We start from the raw sequence: 17029 nt of genomic DNA on the forward strand, positions 1-17029 counted from the left end.
CATATGAAACTATCCAAACGTGTACTAGAAATGGAAGAAAGCGTCACTCTAGCTAGTGATGCAAGAGCCAAGGCATTAAAAGCTCAAGGAAAGGATGTTCTTTTTTTAACCTTGGGACAGCCTGATTTTCATACTCCTGAAAATATTCAGAATGCAGCGGTGGAAGCGATTCGAGATGGACGAGCTTCCTTTTATACGGTTGCTTCAGGCCTACCAGAGTTAAAAGCGGCGGTTAATACCTATTTTGAACGCCACTATGGGTATTCCGTAGCGGCTAACGAGGTTACCTTTGCCACTGGTGCTAAGTTCTCTCTCTATACCTTTTTTATGGCCGTGGTCAATCCAGGTGATGAGGTCATCATTCCTACACCATACTGGGTCAGCTATGGAGACCAGGTCAAGATGGCAGAAGGTGTGCCAGTCTTTGTCCAGGCCAAGGAAGACAATCACTTTAAGGTAACAGTCGAGCAGCTAGAAGCAGCCCGAACAGATAAGACCAAGGTCTTGGTTCTCAATTCGCCATCGAATCCGACTGGTATGATTTACTCTCGTGAGGAACTCATGGCTATCGGAAATTGGGCTGTTGCGCATGATGTCCTTATCCTAGCAGATGATATTTATGGTCGTTTGGTTTATAACGGGAATGAGTTTGTTCCAATCTCTAGTCTGTCAGAAGCTATTCGCAAGCAAACCATTGTTATCAACGGTGTATCTAAGGCTTATGCCATGACTGGTTGGCGGGTAGGTTATGCAGTAGGAAATCCTGAAATTATCGCTGCTATGAGCAAGCTAACAGGTCAAACAACCTCGAACCTTACTGCTGTATCACAATATGCTACCATTGAAGCCCTAACTGGGCCACAAGACTCTGTCGAAACCATGCGCCAAGCATTTGAGGAACGTTTGAATACCATTTATCCTCTCTTGTGCCAAGTGCCAGGATTTGAAGTTGTCAAGCCCCAAGGAGCTTTCTATCTTTTCCCAAATGTAAAAAAAGCCATGGAGATGAAGGGCTATACCGATGTGACGGACTTTACAACGGCTATTCTTGAGGAAGTCGGTCTTGCCTTGATTACAGGAGCGGGATTTGGGGCGCCAGAAAATGTTCGTCTCAGTTATGCAACTGACTTGGACACCTTGAAAGAAGCGATTCGCCGTTTGCATCAATTTATGGAAAAATAAAACTCAAAGTCTTCGTCATCTTGGCGAAGATTTTTTGTAACGAAATTCTCGCGATTTTTCTCTAGTAGAACCTAGCTATCGCAGTCTATTTATGGTAAAATAGTGGGTAATGATGTCTTCGGACAAGTTAAACGAAAAAAGGAAGATAGATTATGACAAAACGTGTAACAATTATCGAAGTAAAAGACTACGTTGGTCAAGAAGTGACCATCGGGGCCTGGGTTGCCAACAAATCAGGAAAAGGAAAAATTGCCTTCTTGCAATTGCGTGATGGAACAGCCTTCTTCCAAGGTGTAGCATTTAAACCAAACTTTATTGAAAAGTTCGGTGAGGAAGTGGGGCTAGAGAAGTTTGATGTCATCAAACGCTTGAGCCAAGAAACTTCTGTTTATGTGACAGGGATTGTCAAAGAAGACGAACGTTCTAAGTTTGGCTATGAACTCGATATCACAGACATCGAAGTGATCGGTGAATCTCAAGACTACCCAATCACTCCAAAAGAACACGGGACAGACTTCTTGATGGACAACCGTCACTTGTGGCTCCGTTCTCGTAAGCAGGTGGCTGTGATGCAAATTCGTAACGCTATCATCTATGCAACTTATGAGTTCTTCGACAAGAACGGTTTCATGAAGTTTGATAGCCCAATTCTTTCAGGAAATGCGGCAGAAGATTCAACAGAACTCTTTGAAACAGACTACTTTGGAACACCAGCCTACTTGAGCCAATCAGGTCAGCTTTATCTTGAAGCGGGTGCTATGGCCCTTGGTCGTGTCTTTGACTTTGGTCCAGTATTCCGTGCTGAAAAATCAAAAACGCGCCGTCACTTGACTGAGTTCTGGATGATGGATGCGGAGTACTCATACTTGACACACGATGAGTCACTTGACTTGCAAGAAGCTTACGTAAAAGCCCTTCTTCAAGGTGTACTTGACCGTGCGCCTCAAGCCTTGGAAACCTTGGAACGTGATACAGATCTTTTGAAACGCTACATTGCAGAGTCGTTCAAACGTATTACTTACGATCAAGCTATTGACCTCTTGCAAGAGCATGAAAACGACGAAGATGCTGACTACGAGCATTTAGAGCATGGAGATGACTTTGGTTCACCACACGAAACTTGGATTTCGAACCACTTTGGTGTGCCAACATTTGTCATGAACTACCCAGCAGCTATCAAGGCCTTCTACATGAAACCAGTTCCTGGAAATCCAGAGCGCGTGCTTTGTGCAGACTTGCTGGCACCAGAAGGGTATGGAGAAATCATCGGTGGTTCTATGCGTGAGGAAGACTACGATGCCCTTGTCGCTAAGATGGAAGAACTTGGTATGGATCGTACAGAGTATGAATTCTACCTTGACCTTCGTAAATATGGTACAGTACCACATGGTGGATTTGGTATCGGTATCGAGCGTATGGTAACCTTCGCAGCAGGAACAAAACACATCCGTGAAGCTATTCCATTCCCACGTATGTTACACCGTATCAAACCGTAAATTAAATCAAAACGCCCTCAGGGCGTTTTTTCAAAGTAGAAGAAGGAAGAGGTGAGGAACATGTAAAGTAAAGCTTAACAAGTGACAAACACAAAGATACAAATACACTTGTTAAAGGAGAAATTATGTTTAAACGAAATTATCGGAAGAATATCGGTCTCATGGCTGGTGTGGAATTTTTTGCCTTTCTGGGCATTACCAGCTTTTGGATTCTATTCCTCAGTCAAAATGGGATGTCGCTTTGGCAGATTGGCTTATTGGAAAGTATGTTTCATGCCACCAGTGTCATCTGTGAAATTCCCTCTGGAATGTTAGCTGACCGCTATTCCTATAAAACCAATCTGTATTTAAGTCGAATAGCTGGGATTGCGTCGTCTATTCTCATGTTACTAGGGCAAGGTAATTTTTGGATTTATGCACTTGCTATGGTGGTGAGTGCCTTGTCTTATAATTTTGATTCGGGGACGAGTGCAGCCATGGTTTATGATTCAGCCGTGGAGGCTGGATTAAAAGAGCGCTACTTATCTATCTCAAGTTTTATGTCAGGAGTCGCAGAAGGTACTCGGTCTTTGGGAACCGTTTTAGCAGGATTTTTTGTTCATGGTCAATTACACTTGACCTACTATATCATGATTGCTACTTCTATTATCGTTCTTTTCCTAACTTGGATGCTAAAAGAGCCTAGTGTTAAAGCGCAAAAATCTGAGCGTTTAACGATGAAAAAGATTATGTTGACTGTCAAAGAGGAGTTGCAGAGAAATCCCAGTCTTTTTGGTTGGATGATTCTGTCCCAAATCATCGGAACACTGATGTGTATGTTTTATTTTTACTATCAAAATCAACTGCCTGACCTAGAAGGATGGCAGATTTCGATGGTCATGCTGATGGGCAGTGCTTTGAATATCTGGGCAGTTTATCTAGCAAGTAAGATTGGAAAGAGGTATTCAGCCTTAAAACTTTTTCCAATTCTTGTCCTCTTGACGGGAGGAACTTATTTGCTGTCCTACTTTGGTACGCCACTGATTTATATTTTAGTTTATTTGATTAGTAACGCCTTATATGCTCTCTTTCAACCGATTTTTGACAACGATTTACAAAAGCGACTCCCAAGTGAGGTACGGGCAACCATGCTAAGTGTCTACTCTATGATGTTCAGTCTGAGTATGATCGTCATTTTTCCTCTGACGGGGTGGTTGATTGACTATCTAGGATTTTTAGTAGCCTTTCTTTACTTAGGGTTCATTTTAGTACTAGCCAGCTTTTTGCTATTTTTCATTTTGAAAGAGATGGCCGGATTTTTGGAACTAAAAGAGAATGTTATTTCTAAGAAATAGAGTTATTTTTCACTTTTATCTTTTTTCTCTTGCCATCTACTAGCTTTTCTAGTATAATAGTTAATTGTGAGCAAACCTCACTTACCCCTTGCAAGGACTAGGGGTCATTAGACCAAAAGGAGGAACATATCAATGGCTAAATACGAAATTCTTTATATCATTCGTCCAAACATTGAAGAAGAAGCGAAAAACGCTTTGGTAGCACGTTTTGACTCTATCTTGACTGACAACGGTGCAACTGTTGTTGAATCAAAATCATGGGAAAAACGTCGTCTTGCATACGAAATCCAAGATTTCCGTGAAGGACTTTACCACATCGTTAACGTTGAAGCAAACGACGACGCAGCTCTTAAAGAGTTTGACCGTCTTTCAAAAATCAACGCTGACATTCTTCGTCACATGATCGTCAAACTTGACGCGTAAGAAGGTAAATTATGATTAACAATGTTGTACTTGTAGGGCGTATGACACGCGATGCTGAGTTGCGTTATACCCCATCAAATGTAGCAGTTGCGACTTTTACTCTTGCAGTAAACCGTACATTCAAGAGTCAAAACGGCGAACGTGAGGCTGATTTTATCAATGTCGTTATGTGGCGCCAACAGGCTGAAAATCTTGCTAACTGGGCTAAAAAAGGCTCTCTTATCGGGATCACAGGTCGTATCCAGACTCGTAGTTACGATAACCAGCAAGGACAACGTGTCTACGTAACAGAAGTCGTGGCTGACAATTTCCAAATGTTGGAAAGCCGTAGTGTGCGTGAAGGACATACAGGTGGAGCTTATTCTGCACCAACTGCTAGTTATACAGCACCTACACAATCAGTACCAGACTTTTCACGTGATGAAAATCCATTTGGAGCAACCAATCCTTTGGATATTTCAGATGATGATTTACCATTCTAATGGACAATTAAAACTATAAAGGAGAAAAAACATGGCTCAACAACGTCGTGGCGGATTCAAACGCCGTAAAAAAGTTGATTACATCGCAGCAAACAAAATTGAATATGTTGATTACAAAGATACTGAGCTTCTTAGCCGTTTCGTTTCAGAACGTGGGAAAATCCTTCCTCGTCGTGTAACAGGAACTTCAGCGAAGAACCAACGTAAAGTAACAACAGCTATCAAACGCGCTCGCGTAATGGCTTTGATGCCTTTCGTAAACGAAGATTAAAGAAAAGATCCCAACGGGTCTTTTTTTCACGAGCCTTGAAATGAGAGAGCGAGTTGGGGTCCGGGTGGCCCTCTTTTTCATGAGCTGGAAAATAAGAAAGCGAATTAAGACCCGGGTGGGTCTTTTTTTCACGAGCCTTGAAATGAGAGAGCGAGTTGAGATCCGGGGGACCTCTTTTTCATGAGCGTGGAAATAAGAAAGCGAATTAAGGCCCTTATGGGTCTTTTTTCAGGTATCTGTTAGAAACAGCTACTTTTTGACCTAGTAGAATTTTAATTTTAGCCAGCTAGTTCTTTTTCTTTTTATCTTCATTCTCATGCTATAATGGTAGGAGAAAACTTTAAAGGATCAGCTTATGAAGACAATATGTTCAATTAGAGAAATGCAAGAATCTGACATTAAAGATCTATCCCAAGGTTTTATCAATCAAGGTTGGCCGGGTAGAGAAGAAATTTTGGCTAGATATTTTCTTGAACAAGAATGTGGGGAGAGAGAAGTCTTAGTTGCAGAGGTTGAGGGTGCTTTAGCGGGTTATATCACAATTTTGCCCTGCGCTAAGCAGGGACCTTTTGCAGAAATCTATCCAGAACTCTCAGATTTCAATGTCTTTGAGCCCTTTCAAAATCAAGGTATTGGAAATCTCTTGCTGGAAGAAGCAGAAAAACGAGTTAAGCTTATATCGAATAAGGTGACGCTTGGTGTTGGGCTCCATTCAGGTTATGGAGCTGCTCAGAGATTGTACATGAAACGAGGCTATATTCCAGATGGTTCGGGAGTTTGGTATCGAAACCAACCGTTGGAAATGAATGTCACTATTCAAAATAATGATGATTTAGTTTTGTACTTATCCAAGGAATTTGAATAAGGGATAGCGAATTTTTTGAAGATATGGGATTTCTTTACTTTATGGTATAATGGAAAGAGTGATAAAAAAGAGGTAGAGAGATGGATGCAAAATTAAAATACAAGGCAAAGAAGATTAAAATCGTCTTTTTTGATATTGATGATACCTTGCGTACGTCAAAGACAGGTTTTATTCCAGCTACAATTCCCACTGTCTTTAAACAGTTGCGTGAAAAAGGGATTTTGACAGGAATTGCTTCTGGGCGTGGCATTTTTGGAGTTGTTCCAGAGATTCGTGAACTCAAGCCTGACTTTTTTGTAACCCTGAATGGGGCTTATATAGAAGATAAAAAAGGTCAGGTCATTTATCAACATCAGATTGAGAAGTCAGATGTAGAAGAGTACATTTCTTGGACCAAGCGAGAGGGGATTGAGTACGGCTTGGTTGGTAGTCATGCTGCCAAACTTTCCACTCGAACAGAACTGATCAGTGAGGCTATTGATCCGATTTATCCAAACTTGGATGTTGATCCTGACTTCCATGAAAAAGTAGATATTTATCAGATGTGGACCTTTGAAGATAAAGGAGATAGCTTGCACTTACCAGAGTCCTTATCAGATAAACTTCGCATGGTGCGTTGGCATGAACATTCATCTGATATCGTGCCGATTTCAGGATCCAAAGCAACTGGTGTAGCCAAGGTTGTGGAACATCTAGGCTTGAAACCAGAGAATGTCATGGTCTTTGGAGATGGTCTTAACGACTTAGAACTCTTTGATTATGCTGGAATCAGTATTGCTATGGGAGTTTCCCACGAAAAGATCAAAGAAAAAGCAGATTATATTACAAAAACAGTAGAAGAAGATGGCATTTTTGATGCCTTAGAAGGATTTGGTATGGTAGAAAAAGAATTGCATTTTCCACAAGTAGAAATTGAAACAGTAGAAGGTCCGTTGGCGACTATTAAGACAAATCACGGAGACTTGCGTATCAAGCTTTTCCCTGAACAGGCTCCCAAAACAGTAGCAAACTTTGTCGCTCTTTCAAAAGATGGTTACTATGATGGTGTGATTTTCCATCGCATTATCAAGGACTTTATGATCCAAGGTGGAGATCCAACTGGTACTGGTATGGGTGGAGAATCTATCTATGGAGATGCTTTTGAAGATGAATTTTCAGAAGAACTTTATAATGTTCGTGGGGCTCTTTCTATGGCCAATGCTGGTCCAAATACCAATGGCAGTCAGTTCTTTATCGTGCAAAACCAACACTTGCCCTACTCTAAGAAAGAGATTGCGCGTGGTGGTTGGCCTGAACCAATCGCTGAGATCTATGCTGAACAAGGTGGAACTCCTCACCTAGACCGCCGTCACACAGTTTTCGGTCAACTTGCAGATGAAGCTTCTTATGAAGTTTTGGATGCAATTGCAGCTGTTGAGACAGGCGCTATGGACAAACCAGTTGAAGATGTAGTAATTGAAACGATTGAAATTGAGGATTAAGATGAAGATCGGTGATAAGCTAAAGGGGCGTATTACAGGAATCCAGCCCTATGGTGCCTTTGTTGAGTTAGAGACAGGGGTGATTGGGTTGATTCACATCTCGGAGATTCGAACGGGATTTATCGAAAATATCTATGAAGTTTTGAAAATTGGTGAAGAAGTGCAAGTTCAGGTTGTTGATTTAGACGAATTTTCAGGTAAAGCCAGTCTATCTATTCGCACTCTGGAGGAAGAAAAACACCAACTACCAAGACGGAGACGTTTTTCAAATGATCGTATCAAGCATGGTTTTTCTCCACTTGGACGAATGATGCCGATCTGGACAAAGGAAGCCCTCAACAATCTGAGAGAGAAAAACTAGTCTATTAGATTTCGTATTTTTAAAAATCAATATATGGAAGAACAATTGTTAAAACCAGGAGAGCGAATCAACCAGCTCTTTTCGACAGATATCAAGATCATTCAAAATAGAGAGGTGTTTAGCTATTCGGTGGATAGTGTTCTCTTGTCGCGCTTTCCTCGCTTTCCTAAAAATGGCTTAATTGTGGACTTTTGTGCTGGAAATGGTGCAGTTGGACTTTTTGCAAGTAGTCGTACCAAGGCAAAAATTCTCTCTGTAGAAATTCAGGAGCGCTTGGCGGATATGGCAGAGCGTTCGGTTCGATTGAATGGCTTGGAAGAGCAGATGCGGGTCATCTGCGATGATTTGAAAAATATGCCTGCTCACATCCAAGGAAGTAAGGTGGATATGATTTTGTGCAATCCACCTTATTTCAAGGTGGATCCACATTCCAATCTCAACGAGAGTGAACACTACCTCCTAGCAAGACACGAAATTGCAACTAACCTAGAAGAAATTTGTCGAAGTGCTCAGAGTATTCTCAAATCCAATGGCCGTTTGGCCATGGTTCATCGTCCAGATCGGCTCTTGGATATCCTAGACATGCTCAAACGCCACAATTTGGCACCTAAGCGCCTGCAATTTGTCTATCCTAAACGAGAGAAGGAGGCCAATATGCTCTTAATCGAAGCTATCAAGGATGGGTCAACGAGTGGCTTTAAGGTCTTGCCACCACTCATTGTTCACAATGATGATGGTTCTTATACGCCAGAAATTCAAGAGATTTATTATGGATTATAAGGCTTATATGTATGTGCTGGAGTGTCGTGATGGTTCCTATTATACCGGTTATACGACTGACGTGAGAAGACGCCTCGCTGTCCACAATAGTGGGAAGGGAGCCAAATATACACGAGCTCGCTTGCCAGTCAAACTCATCTATACTCAGGGTTTTGCCAGTAAGGAAGAAGCCATGTCTGCAGAAGCTCTCCTCAAACGCAAGAAACGTCCACAGAAAGAACGATTTTTATCCGAAAATCAAGAGAAAAATCTAGTCAATCATATTGATATCTAATGAGAAGTCCTTTGACTCCTCTTACTTTTGTAAAAAAAGGAAAAAAGTGCTAAAATAAGATGAATAAATTTAAAGAGGTATTATCATGTCTAAGATTCTAGTATTTGGTCACCAAAATCCAGACTCAGATGCCATCGGGTCATCTGTAGCCTTTGCCTATCTTGCAAAAGAAGCTTATGGATTGGACACAGAAGCAGTTGCTCTCGGTACTCCAAACGAAGAAACAGCCTTCGTTTTGAACTATTTTGGTGTGAAAGCACCGCGTGTTATCACATCAGCTAAAGCAGAAGGTGCAGAACAAGTTATCTTGACTGACCACAATGAATTCCAACAGTCAGTGTCAGATATCGCTGAAGTAGAAGTTTACGGAGTAGTGGATCATCACCGTGTGGCTAATTTTGAAACTGCAAGCCCACTCTACATGCGTTTGGAGCCAGTTGGATCAGCTTCATCTATCGTTTACCGCATGTTCAAAGAACACGGTGTAGCAGTTCCTAAAGAGATTGCTGGTTTGATGCTTTCAGGTTTGATTTCAGATACCCTTCTTTTGAAATCACCAACAACTCACCCATCTGATAAAGTCATCGCTCCTGAATTGGCTGACTTGGCTGGTGTGAACTTGGAAGAATACGGTCTTGCTATGTTGAAGGCTGGTACAAACTTGGCAAGCAAATCTGCTGAAGAATTGATTGATATCGATGCTAAGACTTTTGAACTCAATGGAAACAAAGTTCGTGTTGCCCAAGTAAACACAGTTGATATTGCTGAAGTCTTGGAACGTCAAGCAGAAATCGAAGCAGCAATGCAAGCTGCTAACGCAGCAAATGGCTACTCTGACTTTGTCTTGATGATTACTGATATTGTGAACTCAAACTCAGAAATTTTGGCTCTTGGATCAAATATGGACAAGGTGGAAGCTGCCTTCAACTTCAAACTTGAAAACAACCACGCTTTCCTTCCAGGTGCTGTTTCACGTAAGAAACAAGTGGTGCCACAGTTGACTGAGAGCTTTAATGCTTAAGATTTTGGGTGTTATTTCAAAATAGAAAACGATGTTTTCCATTTAGCTAAAGGGGTTTCGGCTCCTTTTTTTCTAGGAGAGAAAGATGTTAGAAAATGGTGACTTGATTTTTGTGAAGGATCTTTCAGATATGGGGCAGGCCATCCAGGCTTCTACTGGGAACTATAGTCATGTAGCCATCTTTTTAGACGGTTTGATCTATCATGCTAGTGGGCAAGAAGGTGTTGTCTGTCAAGACCCAGCTGATTTTTTTGAACCGACTCATCTCTACGATCTCTATACCTATCCAGAGATGGAAGCTGACTTGGTAAAGGAGAAGGCTTGCAAGCATCTTGGAGCTCCCTATAATGCTTCTTTTTATCCAGATGGATCTGGTTTTTACTGCTCTCAGTACATCGCTGAAATCCTACCGATTTTTGAAACTATTCCCATGCAATTTGGGGACGGGGAGCAGGAGATTAGTGATTTTTGGAGGGAATATTACAGGAAACTCGAACTTCCTGTGCCTCTGAATCAACCAGGGACCAACCCCAGTCAACTAGCAGCATCTCCTCTTTTAGAATGTAAAGAAAGGAATCTTCATGATTCAGATTTTTAATCCATCTCGTTTGACTCGACAGCCATTTTTTATAGATTTGGTTGACTATCTGGACCATCATGACGATGTTATTCTCCGAGAAATCAAGGCTCAGTTTCCAGATGTGGCAGTTGATAAACTCATGGAAGAGTATATTAAGGCAGGCTTGATCCTAAGGGAAAATAAACGCTATTTTCTCAATCTCTCTTTTCTAGAATCGATAGACAGTCTGGCCCTTAACCAAGAAATTTTTATCAGAGAGGAGAGTCCAGTCTATCAGGCCTTGCTGGAGAAGACTTTTGAGACAGAATTGCGCAATCAAACCAATGCAGCTATTTTAGTTGAAAAGACTGACTTCTCGAGAAAAAAAATGACCCTATCTAACTATTTCTACAAGGTCAAGAATCAATATCCTTTGACACAAAAACAGCAGGAACTCTATGCCATTTTGGGAGATGTCAATCCTGAGTATGCCCTCAAGTATATGACGACTTTTTTACTGAAGTTTCTCAAAAAAGACCAGCTGATACAGAAACGCCGTGATATCTTCGTTGAGAGTCTAGTCGTCTTGGGCTATGTTGTGCAAAACGAAGAAGGGAAGTATGAGTTGGCAGTTGATTTCGACAAGGAACGGTTGACTTTCTATTTACCTTAATTGCTTCATTTTGAGCAGATTGTTTGACTTTGCTAAAGAATAATCATAAACTGAATGTAAGCGATGACTATTATCGTATTAAAAGCAAAGGAGACAGAGCTATGTCACTTGAAAATAAATTGGATCAAGCAACAGGTGCTATCAAAGAAGGATTTGGTAAAGTTACTGGCGATAACAAAACGCAAACAGAAGGCACTGTAGAAAAAACAGTTGCGAAAGCAAAAGAAGTTGTAGAAGATGCTAAAGGTGCTGTTGAAGGTGCCGTTGAAGGGCTTAAAAACTCATTTAAGAAAGAAGACTAAAAAAACCAAGGGAAAGCTTCCCTTGATTTTTTGATTTTATAGATAACGTTCTGCGATGGCTGCGTCCCCAGGATAGTCTTCTTTCTTTCCTTGGACGATCTGGTAACAATCAGCTCCCTTACCTGCAATAATCACGGCATCAAGTTCTTGATTTGTGATGGCCATCGCTGCCTTGATAGCTTGTTCACGATCGGCAATCTTTTCAACAGGATGACTGATATAGCTGCTGATTTCCTCTGCAATGGCCATTGGATCTTCATAGTTTGGATCATCAGCGGTGAGAAAGACTTGAATCTCAGGGTGTTGATTGAGAAGGAGTCCAAAGTCTTTGCGACGACTTTCACCCTTGTTTCCAGTCGAACCGAGAACCAGAGCAATTTTTCCAGTTTGATGGGTTTCAACAACAGAAATCAGTTTTTTCAGACTATCGCCATTGTGGGCGTAGTCGATGAAGACCTTGGCACCATTTTTTTGAGTGAGAACTTCCATACGTCCAGGAACGCGGGTTGCAGCGATTCCTTTTTTGATATCCTCCAGACTAGCACCTAGACGAAGGCAGGCAAGTCCTGCAGCGACTGCATTTTCTTGGTTAAAGTGGCCGATGAGTTGGATATCATAATCACCAGCGAGTTTACCTGTAGCTGAAAAGCTAAAGGCTTTGGAATTTTCAATTTGGTTGCTAGAATGAGTGCCATAGAAGTCATGTTCTTGGTGTTCCACTTGTTCTTTCAATACAGAAAAGTGGTCCATGTCGCTATTAATGACAACTGCTCGGCTATTTTTCATCAAGAGACGTTTGTGGTAGAAGTAATCTTCAAAACTAGGATGTTCAATTGGTCCGATATGATCAGGGCTGATATTGAGGAAAACTCCCACATCAAAAGTCAGACCATAGACGCGTTTGACCAGATAGGCTTGACTAGAGACTTCCATGATAAGATGAGTACGCCCATTTTGCACAGCCTGAGCCATCATATCAAAGAGATCGATACTTTCAGGAGTTGTGAGGGCAGACTTAAAGAAGGTCTTACCATCTAAGGTTGTATTCATGGTAGACAGCATAGCTGGGCGATGGTGTTGAGCCAAGATGTTATAGGCAAAATAGGCCGCTGTTGTCTTACCCTTGGTTCCAGTGAAGGCGATAATTTTGAGTTTTTCTTGGGGATTATCGTAAAATTCCATAGCAATCAAACTCATGGCTTTCTTAATATCGCTCACGACAATAACAGGGATACCGACTTCATAGTCCTTTTCAGCTACATACCAGGCTAATCCCTGAGTTATAGCAGAAAGAAGGTATTCTTTTTTAAAGGCAGCACCTTTTGCAAAAAAAAGAGTGCCCTCTTTTACTTTCCGGCTGTCGTAACTGATGCTGTCAAAAACAACTTTACTGTAGTTGTAGTGGTAGTGTCCTTGGTCGATAATCTCGCGAAAAAGGCCATCTTTCTTTAAAACATCTAATACATTTTCAATCTTAATCATACTTTCTATTATAAACTTCAAGCCCGAATTTTACAAGTAACAAGGAAAAGTTTATAATGGAAGATAAGGAACTTTGTCCTAGTTATCAAAATTGAATGAGGAAGCTATGTCTAACGAAAACAATCACCAGCAAGCCCAGATGTTGCGAGGGACTGCTTGGCTAACAGCTAGTAACTTTATTAGTCGCCTGCTTGGTGCTATCTATATTATTCCCTGGTATATCTGGATGGGGACCTATGCAGCCAAAGCCAATGGTCTCTTTACCATGGGCTACAATATTTATGCTTGGTTCTTGCTGATTTCAACAGCAGGTATCCCAGTTGCAGTCGCCAAACAAGTAGCCAAGTACAATACCATGCGAGAAGAAGAGCACAGCTTTGCCTTGATTCGGAGTTTCCTAGGCTTTATGACAGGCTTGGGCCTAGTCTTTGCCTTTGTCTTGTATCTCTTCTCTCCTTGGTTGGCAGATCTGTCCGGTGTGGGGAAAGACTTGATTCCCATCATGCAGAGCTTAGCTTGGGCGGTCTTGATTTTCCCGTCTATGAGTGTCATCCGAGGCTTCTTCCAAGGGATGAACAACCTTAAGCCTTATGCTATGAGTCAAATCGCCGAGCAGGTAATCCGTGTCATCTGGATGTTGATGGCGACCTTTATTATTATGAAGTTGGGGTCAGGAGACTACTTATCAGCAGTAACCCAATCCACCTTTGCAGCCTTTGTGGGGATGGTGGCTAGTTTTGCAGTCTTGATCTACTTCCTAGCCCAAGAAGGTTTGCTCAAAAGAGTATTTGAAACACGGGATAAAATCAATAGCAAGCGACTTTTAGTTGATACCATCAAGGAAGCTATTCCCTTTATCCTGACAGGATCAGCCATCCAGCTCTTCCAAATCTTGGACCAGATGACCTTCATCAACAGTATGACTTGGTTTACCAACTACAGCAATGAAGACTTGGTTGTCATGTTTTCCTATTTCTCTGCCAATCCCAATAAAATCACCATGATTTTGATCTCTGTTGGAGTTTCAATTGGGAGTGTCGGCTTGCCACTTTTGACGGAAAACTATGTAAAAGGTGACTTGCAGGCGGCTGCTCGCCTAGTTCAAGATAGTATGACTATGCTCTTTATGTTTCTCTTACCAGCAACAGTTGGAGTCGTCATGGTGGGTGAGCCTCTCTATACAGTCTTTTATGGCAAGCCAGATAGTCTGGCCATGGGCTTGTTTGTCTTTGCGGTTTTACAGTCTACTATTTTAGGCTTGTATATGGTCTTGTCTCCTATGCTTCAGGCTATGTTCCGCAATCGCAAGGCAGTTCTTTATTTTGTCTATGGTTCCTTTGCTAAGATCGTCTTGCAATTGCCAACCATTGCTATTTTCCATAGTTATGGTCCCTTGATTTCAACGACTATTGGTCTCATCATTCCAAATGTTCTGATGTACCGAGATATTTGTCAGGTGACGGGTGCACGTCGTAAGATTATCTTAAAACGGACAATTTTGATTATGATTTTGACCATGGTCATGTTTCTCTTAGTTGGTTTTCTACAGTGGATTTTAGGATTTTTCTTCCAACCAACGGGACGTTTGTGGAGTTTCCTTTATGTAGCCCTCATCGGAGGTCTCGGGGGAGGACTCTATGGTTTAATGAGTCTTGGCACTCACCTATTGGATAAGGTTATTGGGAAACCTCAAGCAGACCGCCTACGAGGAAAATTTAAACGATCTTAATAAAATAGATTTATAAATAAAAGAAATGCTGGCTCTTTGTTAAGTGTCTGGGTTAGCTGACACTTAATTTCCATAAATTAAAATCCCTAGAATCAGTTGTTCTAGGGATTTATTGGGGTGTGAGCATCATTAATTCTACAATCATAGCGATATAGAGGACTAAGGTCAGGAGAAAACCTGCTCTCCAGAAGAATTTGATAAATTTAGGGTAATAAAAACTTCGTTTTTTGAGTAGGAAAAAGACTACAAGGAGGATTGCTAGGAGAGAAAGTGCAACACCAAGTCGTGGCAGAAAGTTGTGGGTAAAGGCTTTAGCAGTGATCAGATAATACTCAAATACCAAAAGTGGAAAAGCTAAATCTGCAAAGTTCAATCCTAGTTTTTTCAGTTTAAAAAGTTTTGTTACAATGATGGAGACCACGAGGGTTAATACCAACAATAAAGTAGCTGCTATTTTCATTAAAATCATATCCATATTGTATCATAAAAAAACGCTAAAGGAAATGGGAAACAAGGGAATTTGTAGGAAAGTCAAGCTTTTGAGATTGTAGGTGTTTTTTGTTATAATGAAAGTTATGAAATCTTATAATACCTTGAATGATTATTATCGAAAACTTTTTGGAGAAAAGACTTTCAAAGTTCCTATTGATGCAGGGTTTGACTGTCCCAATCGGGATGGAACTGTGGCTCATGGGGGGTGTACTTTTTGTACGGTTTCAGGTTCTGGAGATGCCATCGTGGCACCGGATGCCCCTATCCGTGAGCAATTTTATAAGGAAATTGACTTTATGCACCGCAAATGGCCAGATGTTAAAAAGTATCTAGTTTATTTCCAAAACTTTACCAACACCCATGAAAAGGTGGAAGTGATTCGGGAGCGTTACGAGCAGGCTATCAACGAGCCAGGTGTAGTAGGAATCAATATCGGAACACGGCCAGACTGTTTACCCGATGAAACCATCGAATATTTGGCTGAGTTATCGGAACGCATGCATGTGACGGTAGAATTGGGCTTACAGACCACCTTTGAAGCAACATCTGACTTGATTAACCGTGCTCATTCTTATGAATTGTATGTTGAAACAGTAAAACGCTTGAGGAAATATCCCAAGATTGAGATTGTTTCCCATTTGATCAATGGTTTGCCCGGTGAGACTCATGAGATGATGATTGAAAATGTCCGTCGCTGTGTTACGGATAATGATATTCAAGGAATTAAGCTGCACTTGCTCCATCTCATGACCAATACGCGTATGCAGCGAGATTACCACGAAGGACGCTTGCAACTGATGAGTCAGGATGAGTATGTCAAGGTTATCTGTGACCAGTTGGAAATCATTCCCAAGCATATCGTCATCCATCGAATCACGGGAGATGCACCTAGAGACATGTTGATAGGTCCCATGTGGAGCCTCAATAAATGGGAAGTGCTAAATGCTATTGAAACTGAAATGAGACGTCGTGGAAGTGTGCAAGGATGCAAGGCTGTAAAACAGGAGTTTAAAAATGAAGAGACCACTTGAGATGGCGCATGATTTTTTGGCGGAAGTCGTGACAAAAGAGGATATTGTAGTGGATGCGACCATGGGCAATGGTCACGATACGCTTTTTTTAGCCAAGCTAGCCAAGCAAGTCTATGCCTTTGATATCCAAGAACAAGCTTTGGAGAAAACCCAAGACCGTTTAAATGAGGCAGGTTTAGAGAATGTTCAGCTGATTTTGCAAGGGCATGAGACGCTTGACCAGTTTGTGACAGAAGCTAAGGCAGGGATTTTTAATCTTGGTTATTTGCCTTCTGCTGACAAATCCGTCATCACCAGACCTCAGACTACTATTGAAGCTTTAGAGAAACTTTGTTATTTGCTTGTCAAAGGGGGACGGATTGCCATTATGATCTACTATGGCCATGAAGGAGGAGATACCGAGAGGGATGCTGTGTTGGATTTTGTTAGCCAGTTGAACCAACAAGAGTATACAGCAGCCATTTATCGGACACTCAATCAAGTCAACAATCCACCGTTTTTAGTTATGATTGAGAAATTAGAAAGATATAGACATGGATAAACAATACCTACGTGAGAAATTAGAGGCTATGCGCCAAAATTTTGTCGAGTCAACGCATCACGAGAGAGCAGTCGGGGTGCTCGACGAAGCACATATGAGCAAGAAAATGCTCAAAATCAAGAAAAAGTTAGTGGCTCTCGAAATGGAAAGGTGCCAGAAAAAAATAGAGCACAAAGACTGTTCCAAGATTGATCAGAAAATCCAAGAGCAGAAGGAGATGTTTGAATTTTGTTGTAAAAAAGACTAAGGA

At 41.4% G+C, this 17029-nt stretch carries 21 protein-coding genes; 19 read left to right on the forward strand and 2 right to left on the reverse strand.

Annotation, left to right across the window (positions count from 1 at the left end; all coding sequences use genetic code 11):
* Positions 1-3 precede the first annotated feature (3 nt).
* From B7708_RS07765 to B7708_RS07835, 15 genes are all read left to right on the forward strand, one after another.
* The gene (locus B7708_RS07765; protein ID WP_084974939.1) at positions 4-1182 is read left to right on the forward strand and encodes a pyridoxal phosphate-dependent aminotransferase; all 1179 of its coding nucleotides are present in this window, start codon (positions 4-6) and stop codon (positions 1180-1182) included.
* A gap of 152 nt (positions 1183-1334) precedes the next feature.
* The gene (gene asnS, locus B7708_RS07770) at positions 1335-2678 is read left to right on the forward strand and encodes an asparagine--tRNA ligase (protein WP_084974942.1); all 1344 of its coding nucleotides are present in this window, start codon (positions 1335-1337) and stop codon (positions 2676-2678) included.
* Positions 2679-2803: 125 nt separating this feature from the next.
* Positions 2804-4012, forward strand: coding sequence for an MFS transporter (locus tag B7708_RS07775; RefSeq protein ID WP_084974944.1), 1209 nt, complete (start codon positions 2804-2806; stop codon positions 4010-4012).
* A 132-nt stretch (positions 4013-4144) separates the two neighbouring features.
* Positions 4145-4435: a 30S ribosomal protein S6 gene (rpsF, locus tag B7708_RS07780; protein WP_001151782.1), complete on the forward strand. Its 291-nt coding sequence runs from the start codon at positions 4145-4147 to the stop codon at positions 4433-4435.
* An 11-nt stretch (positions 4436-4446) separates the two neighbouring features.
* The gene (ssbA, locus tag B7708_RS07785) at positions 4447-4917 is read left to right on the forward strand and encodes a single-stranded DNA-binding protein SsbA (protein ID WP_000609594.1); all 471 of its coding nucleotides are present in this window, start codon (positions 4447-4449) and stop codon (positions 4915-4917) included.
* Positions 4918-4948: 31 nt separating this feature from the next.
* The gene (gene rpsR / locus B7708_RS07790; protein ID WP_000068664.1) at positions 4949-5188 is read left to right on the forward strand and encodes a 30S ribosomal protein S18; all 240 of its coding nucleotides are present in this window, start codon (positions 4949-4951) and stop codon (positions 5186-5188) included.
* 355 nt (positions 5189-5543) lie between these two features.
* On the forward strand, positions 5544-6053 hold the full coding sequence (locus B7708_RS07795; RefSeq protein WP_084974946.1) for a GNAT family N-acetyltransferase: 510 nt from the start codon (positions 5544-5546) through the stop codon (positions 6051-6053).
* Positions 6054-6133: 80 nt separating this feature from the next.
* Positions 6134-7534: a bifunctional Cof-type HAD-IIB family hydrolase/peptidylprolyl isomerase gene (locus B7708_RS07800; protein ID WP_084974948.1), complete on the forward strand. Its 1401-nt coding sequence runs from the start codon at positions 6134-6136 to the stop codon at positions 7532-7534.
* Between the two features lies 1 nt (position 7535).
* Positions 7536-7895: a S1 RNA-binding domain-containing protein gene (locus tag B7708_RS07805; protein WP_084974950.1), complete on the forward strand. Its 360-nt coding sequence runs from the start codon at positions 7536-7538 to the stop codon at positions 7893-7895.
* A gap of 33 nt (positions 7896-7928) precedes the next feature.
* On the forward strand, positions 7929-8675 hold the full coding sequence (locus tag B7708_RS07810) for a tRNA1(Val) (adenine(37)-N6)-methyltransferase (protein WP_000392507.1): 747 nt from the start codon (positions 7929-7931) through the stop codon (positions 8673-8675).
* Entirely contained in the window at positions 8665-8949 is a 285-nt protein-coding gene (locus B7708_RS07815) for a GIY-YIG nuclease family protein (RefSeq protein WP_084974952.1), read from the forward strand. The genes B7708_RS07810 and B7708_RS07815 overlap by 11 nt, the downstream gene beginning before the upstream one ends.
* Positions 8950-9034: 85 nt before the next feature.
* Complete coding sequence (locus B7708_RS07820) at positions 9035-9970, forward strand: manganese-dependent inorganic pyrophosphatase (RefSeq protein WP_084974954.1); 936 nt, start codon at positions 9035-9037, stop codon at positions 9968-9970.
* 85 nt (positions 9971-10055) lie between these two features.
* Complete coding sequence (locus tag B7708_RS07825) at positions 10056-10568, forward strand: YiiX/YebB-like N1pC/P60 family cysteine hydrolase (RefSeq protein WP_084974957.1); 513 nt, start codon at positions 10056-10058, stop codon at positions 10566-10568.
* The gene (locus B7708_RS07830) at positions 10552-11202 is read left to right on the forward strand and encodes a DUF1803 domain-containing protein (RefSeq protein WP_084974959.1); all 651 of its coding nucleotides are present in this window, start codon (positions 10552-10554) and stop codon (positions 11200-11202) included. Before B7708_RS07825 ends, B7708_RS07830 begins: the two co-directional genes overlap by 17 nt.
* 101 nt (positions 11203-11303) lie before the next feature.
* Positions 11304-11504 carry a CsbD family protein gene (locus B7708_RS07835; RefSeq protein WP_084974961.1) on the forward strand — a complete coding sequence of 67 codons (201 nt, stop codon included), beginning with the start codon at positions 11304-11306 and terminating at the stop codon, positions 11502-11504.
* 36 nt (positions 11505-11540) lie between these two features.
* On the opposite strand, the gene B7708_RS07840 is transcribed toward B7708_RS07835, so the two are convergent.
* On the reverse strand, positions 11541-12986 hold the full coding sequence (locus tag B7708_RS07840; RefSeq protein WP_084974963.1) for a UDP-N-acetylmuramoyl-L-alanyl-D-glutamate--L-lysine ligase: 1446 nt from the start codon (positions 12984-12986) through the stop codon (positions 11541-11543).
* 106 nt (positions 12987-13092) lie between these two features.
* On the opposite strand from B7708_RS07840, the gene B7708_RS07845 reads away from it, so the two are divergent.
* Entirely contained in the window at positions 13093-14715 is a 1623-nt protein-coding gene (locus tag B7708_RS07845) for a putative polysaccharide biosynthesis protein (protein ID WP_084974965.1), read from the forward strand.
* Between the two features lie 109 nt (positions 14716-14824).
* Here B7708_RS07845 and B7708_RS07850 read toward each other — a convergent pair whose 3' ends face one another.
* Positions 14825-15190, reverse strand: a complete 366-nt coding sequence (locus tag B7708_RS07850; protein WP_084974967.1) for a DUF3397 domain-containing protein — start codon at positions 15188-15190, stop codon at positions 14825-14827.
* A 91-nt stretch (positions 15191-15281) separates the two neighbouring features.
* Between B7708_RS07850 and mnmL the strand changes: the two genes are divergently transcribed.
* Genes mnmL through B7708_RS07865 form a run of 3 tightly spaced genes read left to right on the forward strand, consistent with a single transcriptional unit; the run spans position 15282 to position 17026 of the window.
* Positions 15282-16238, forward strand: coding sequence for a tRNA modification radical SAM protein MnmL/YtqA (mnmL, locus tag B7708_RS07855; RefSeq protein ID WP_084974970.1), 957 nt, complete (start codon positions 15282-15284; stop codon positions 16236-16238).
* Complete coding sequence (mnmM, locus tag B7708_RS07860; RefSeq protein ID WP_084974972.1) at positions 16222-16779, forward strand: tRNA 5-(aminomethyl)-2-thiouridylate-methyltransferase MnmM; 558 nt, start codon at positions 16222-16224, stop codon at positions 16777-16779. The genes mnmL and mnmM overlap by 17 nt, the downstream gene beginning before the upstream one ends.
* Positions 16772-17026: a hypothetical protein gene (locus B7708_RS07865; RefSeq protein WP_000361095.1), complete on the forward strand. Its 255-nt coding sequence runs from the start codon at positions 16772-16774 to the stop codon at positions 17024-17026. Before mnmM ends, B7708_RS07865 begins: the two co-directional genes overlap by 8 nt.
* Positions 17027-17029: the final 3 nt, after the last annotated feature.

The organism is Streptococcus oralis subsp. dentisani (assembly GCF_002096615.1).
In the GTDB taxonomy this organism is placed as follows: Bacteria; Bacillota; Bacilli; order Lactobacillales; family Streptococcaceae; genus Streptococcus; species Streptococcus oralis_U.

Bases quoted from the DNA above. Each gene is read 5' to 3' on its own strand.
- B7708_RS07765 (WP_084974939.1), top strand. From the start codon at position 4: ATGAAACTATCCAAACGTGTACTAGAAATGGAAGAAAGCGTCACTCTA.
- asnS (WP_084974942.1), top strand. From the start codon at position 1,335: ATGACAAAACGTGTAACAATTATCGAAGTAAAAGACTACGTTGGTCAA.
- B7708_RS07775 (WP_084974944.1), top strand. From the start codon at position 2,804: ATGTTTAAACGAAATTATCGGAAGAATATCGGTCTCATGGCTGGTGTG.
- rpsF (WP_001151782.1), top strand. From the start codon at position 4,145: ATGGCTAAATACGAAATTCTTTATATCATTCGTCCAAACATTGAAGAA.
- ssbA (WP_000609594.1), top strand. From the start codon at position 4,447: ATGATTAACAATGTTGTACTTGTAGGGCGTATGACACGCGATGCTGAG.
- rpsR (WP_000068664.1), top strand. From the start codon at position 4,949: ATGGCTCAACAACGTCGTGGCGGATTCAAACGCCGTAAAAAAGTTGAT.
- B7708_RS07795 (WP_084974946.1), top strand. From the start codon at position 5,544: ATGAAGACAATATGTTCAATTAGAGAAATGCAAGAATCTGACATTAAA.
- B7708_RS07800 (WP_084974948.1), top strand. From the start codon at position 6,134: ATGGATGCAAAATTAAAATACAAGGCAAAGAAGATTAAAATCGTCTTT.
- B7708_RS07805 (WP_084974950.1), top strand. From the start codon at position 7,536: ATGAAGATCGGTGATAAGCTAAAGGGGCGTATTACAGGAATCCAGCCC.
- B7708_RS07810 (WP_000392507.1), top strand. From the start codon at position 7,929: ATGGAAGAACAATTGTTAAAACCAGGAGAGCGAATCAACCAGCTCTTT.
- B7708_RS07815 (WP_084974952.1), top strand. From the start codon at position 8,665: ATGGATTATAAGGCTTATATGTATGTGCTGGAGTGTCGTGATGGTTCC.
- B7708_RS07820 (WP_084974954.1), top strand. From the start codon at position 9,035: ATGTCTAAGATTCTAGTATTTGGTCACCAAAATCCAGACTCAGATGCC.
- B7708_RS07825 (WP_084974957.1), top strand. From the start codon at position 10,056: ATGTTAGAAAATGGTGACTTGATTTTTGTGAAGGATCTTTCAGATATG.
- B7708_RS07830 (WP_084974959.1), top strand. From the start codon at position 10,552: ATGATTCAGATTTTTAATCCATCTCGTTTGACTCGACAGCCATTTTTT.
- B7708_RS07835 (WP_084974961.1), top strand. From the start codon at position 11,304: ATGTCACTTGAAAATAAATTGGATCAAGCAACAGGTGCTATCAAAGAA.
- B7708_RS07840 (WP_084974963.1), bottom strand. From the start codon at position 12,986: ATGATTAAGATTGAAAATGTATTAGATGTTTTAAAGAAAGATGGCCTT.
- B7708_RS07845 (WP_084974965.1), top strand. From the start codon at position 13,093: ATGTCTAACGAAAACAATCACCAGCAAGCCCAGATGTTGCGAGGGACT.
- B7708_RS07850 (WP_084974967.1), bottom strand. From the start codon at position 15,190: ATGGATATGATTTTAATGAAAATAGCAGCTACTTTATTGTTGGTATTA.
- mnmL (WP_084974970.1), top strand. From the start codon at position 15,282: ATGAAAGTTATGAAATCTTATAATACCTTGAATGATTATTATCGAAAA.
- mnmM (WP_084974972.1), top strand. From the start codon at position 16,222: ATGAAGAGACCACTTGAGATGGCGCATGATTTTTTGGCGGAAGTCGTG.
- B7708_RS07865 (WP_000361095.1), top strand. From the start codon at position 16,772: ATGGATAAACAATACCTACGTGAGAAATTAGAGGCTATGCGCCAAAAT.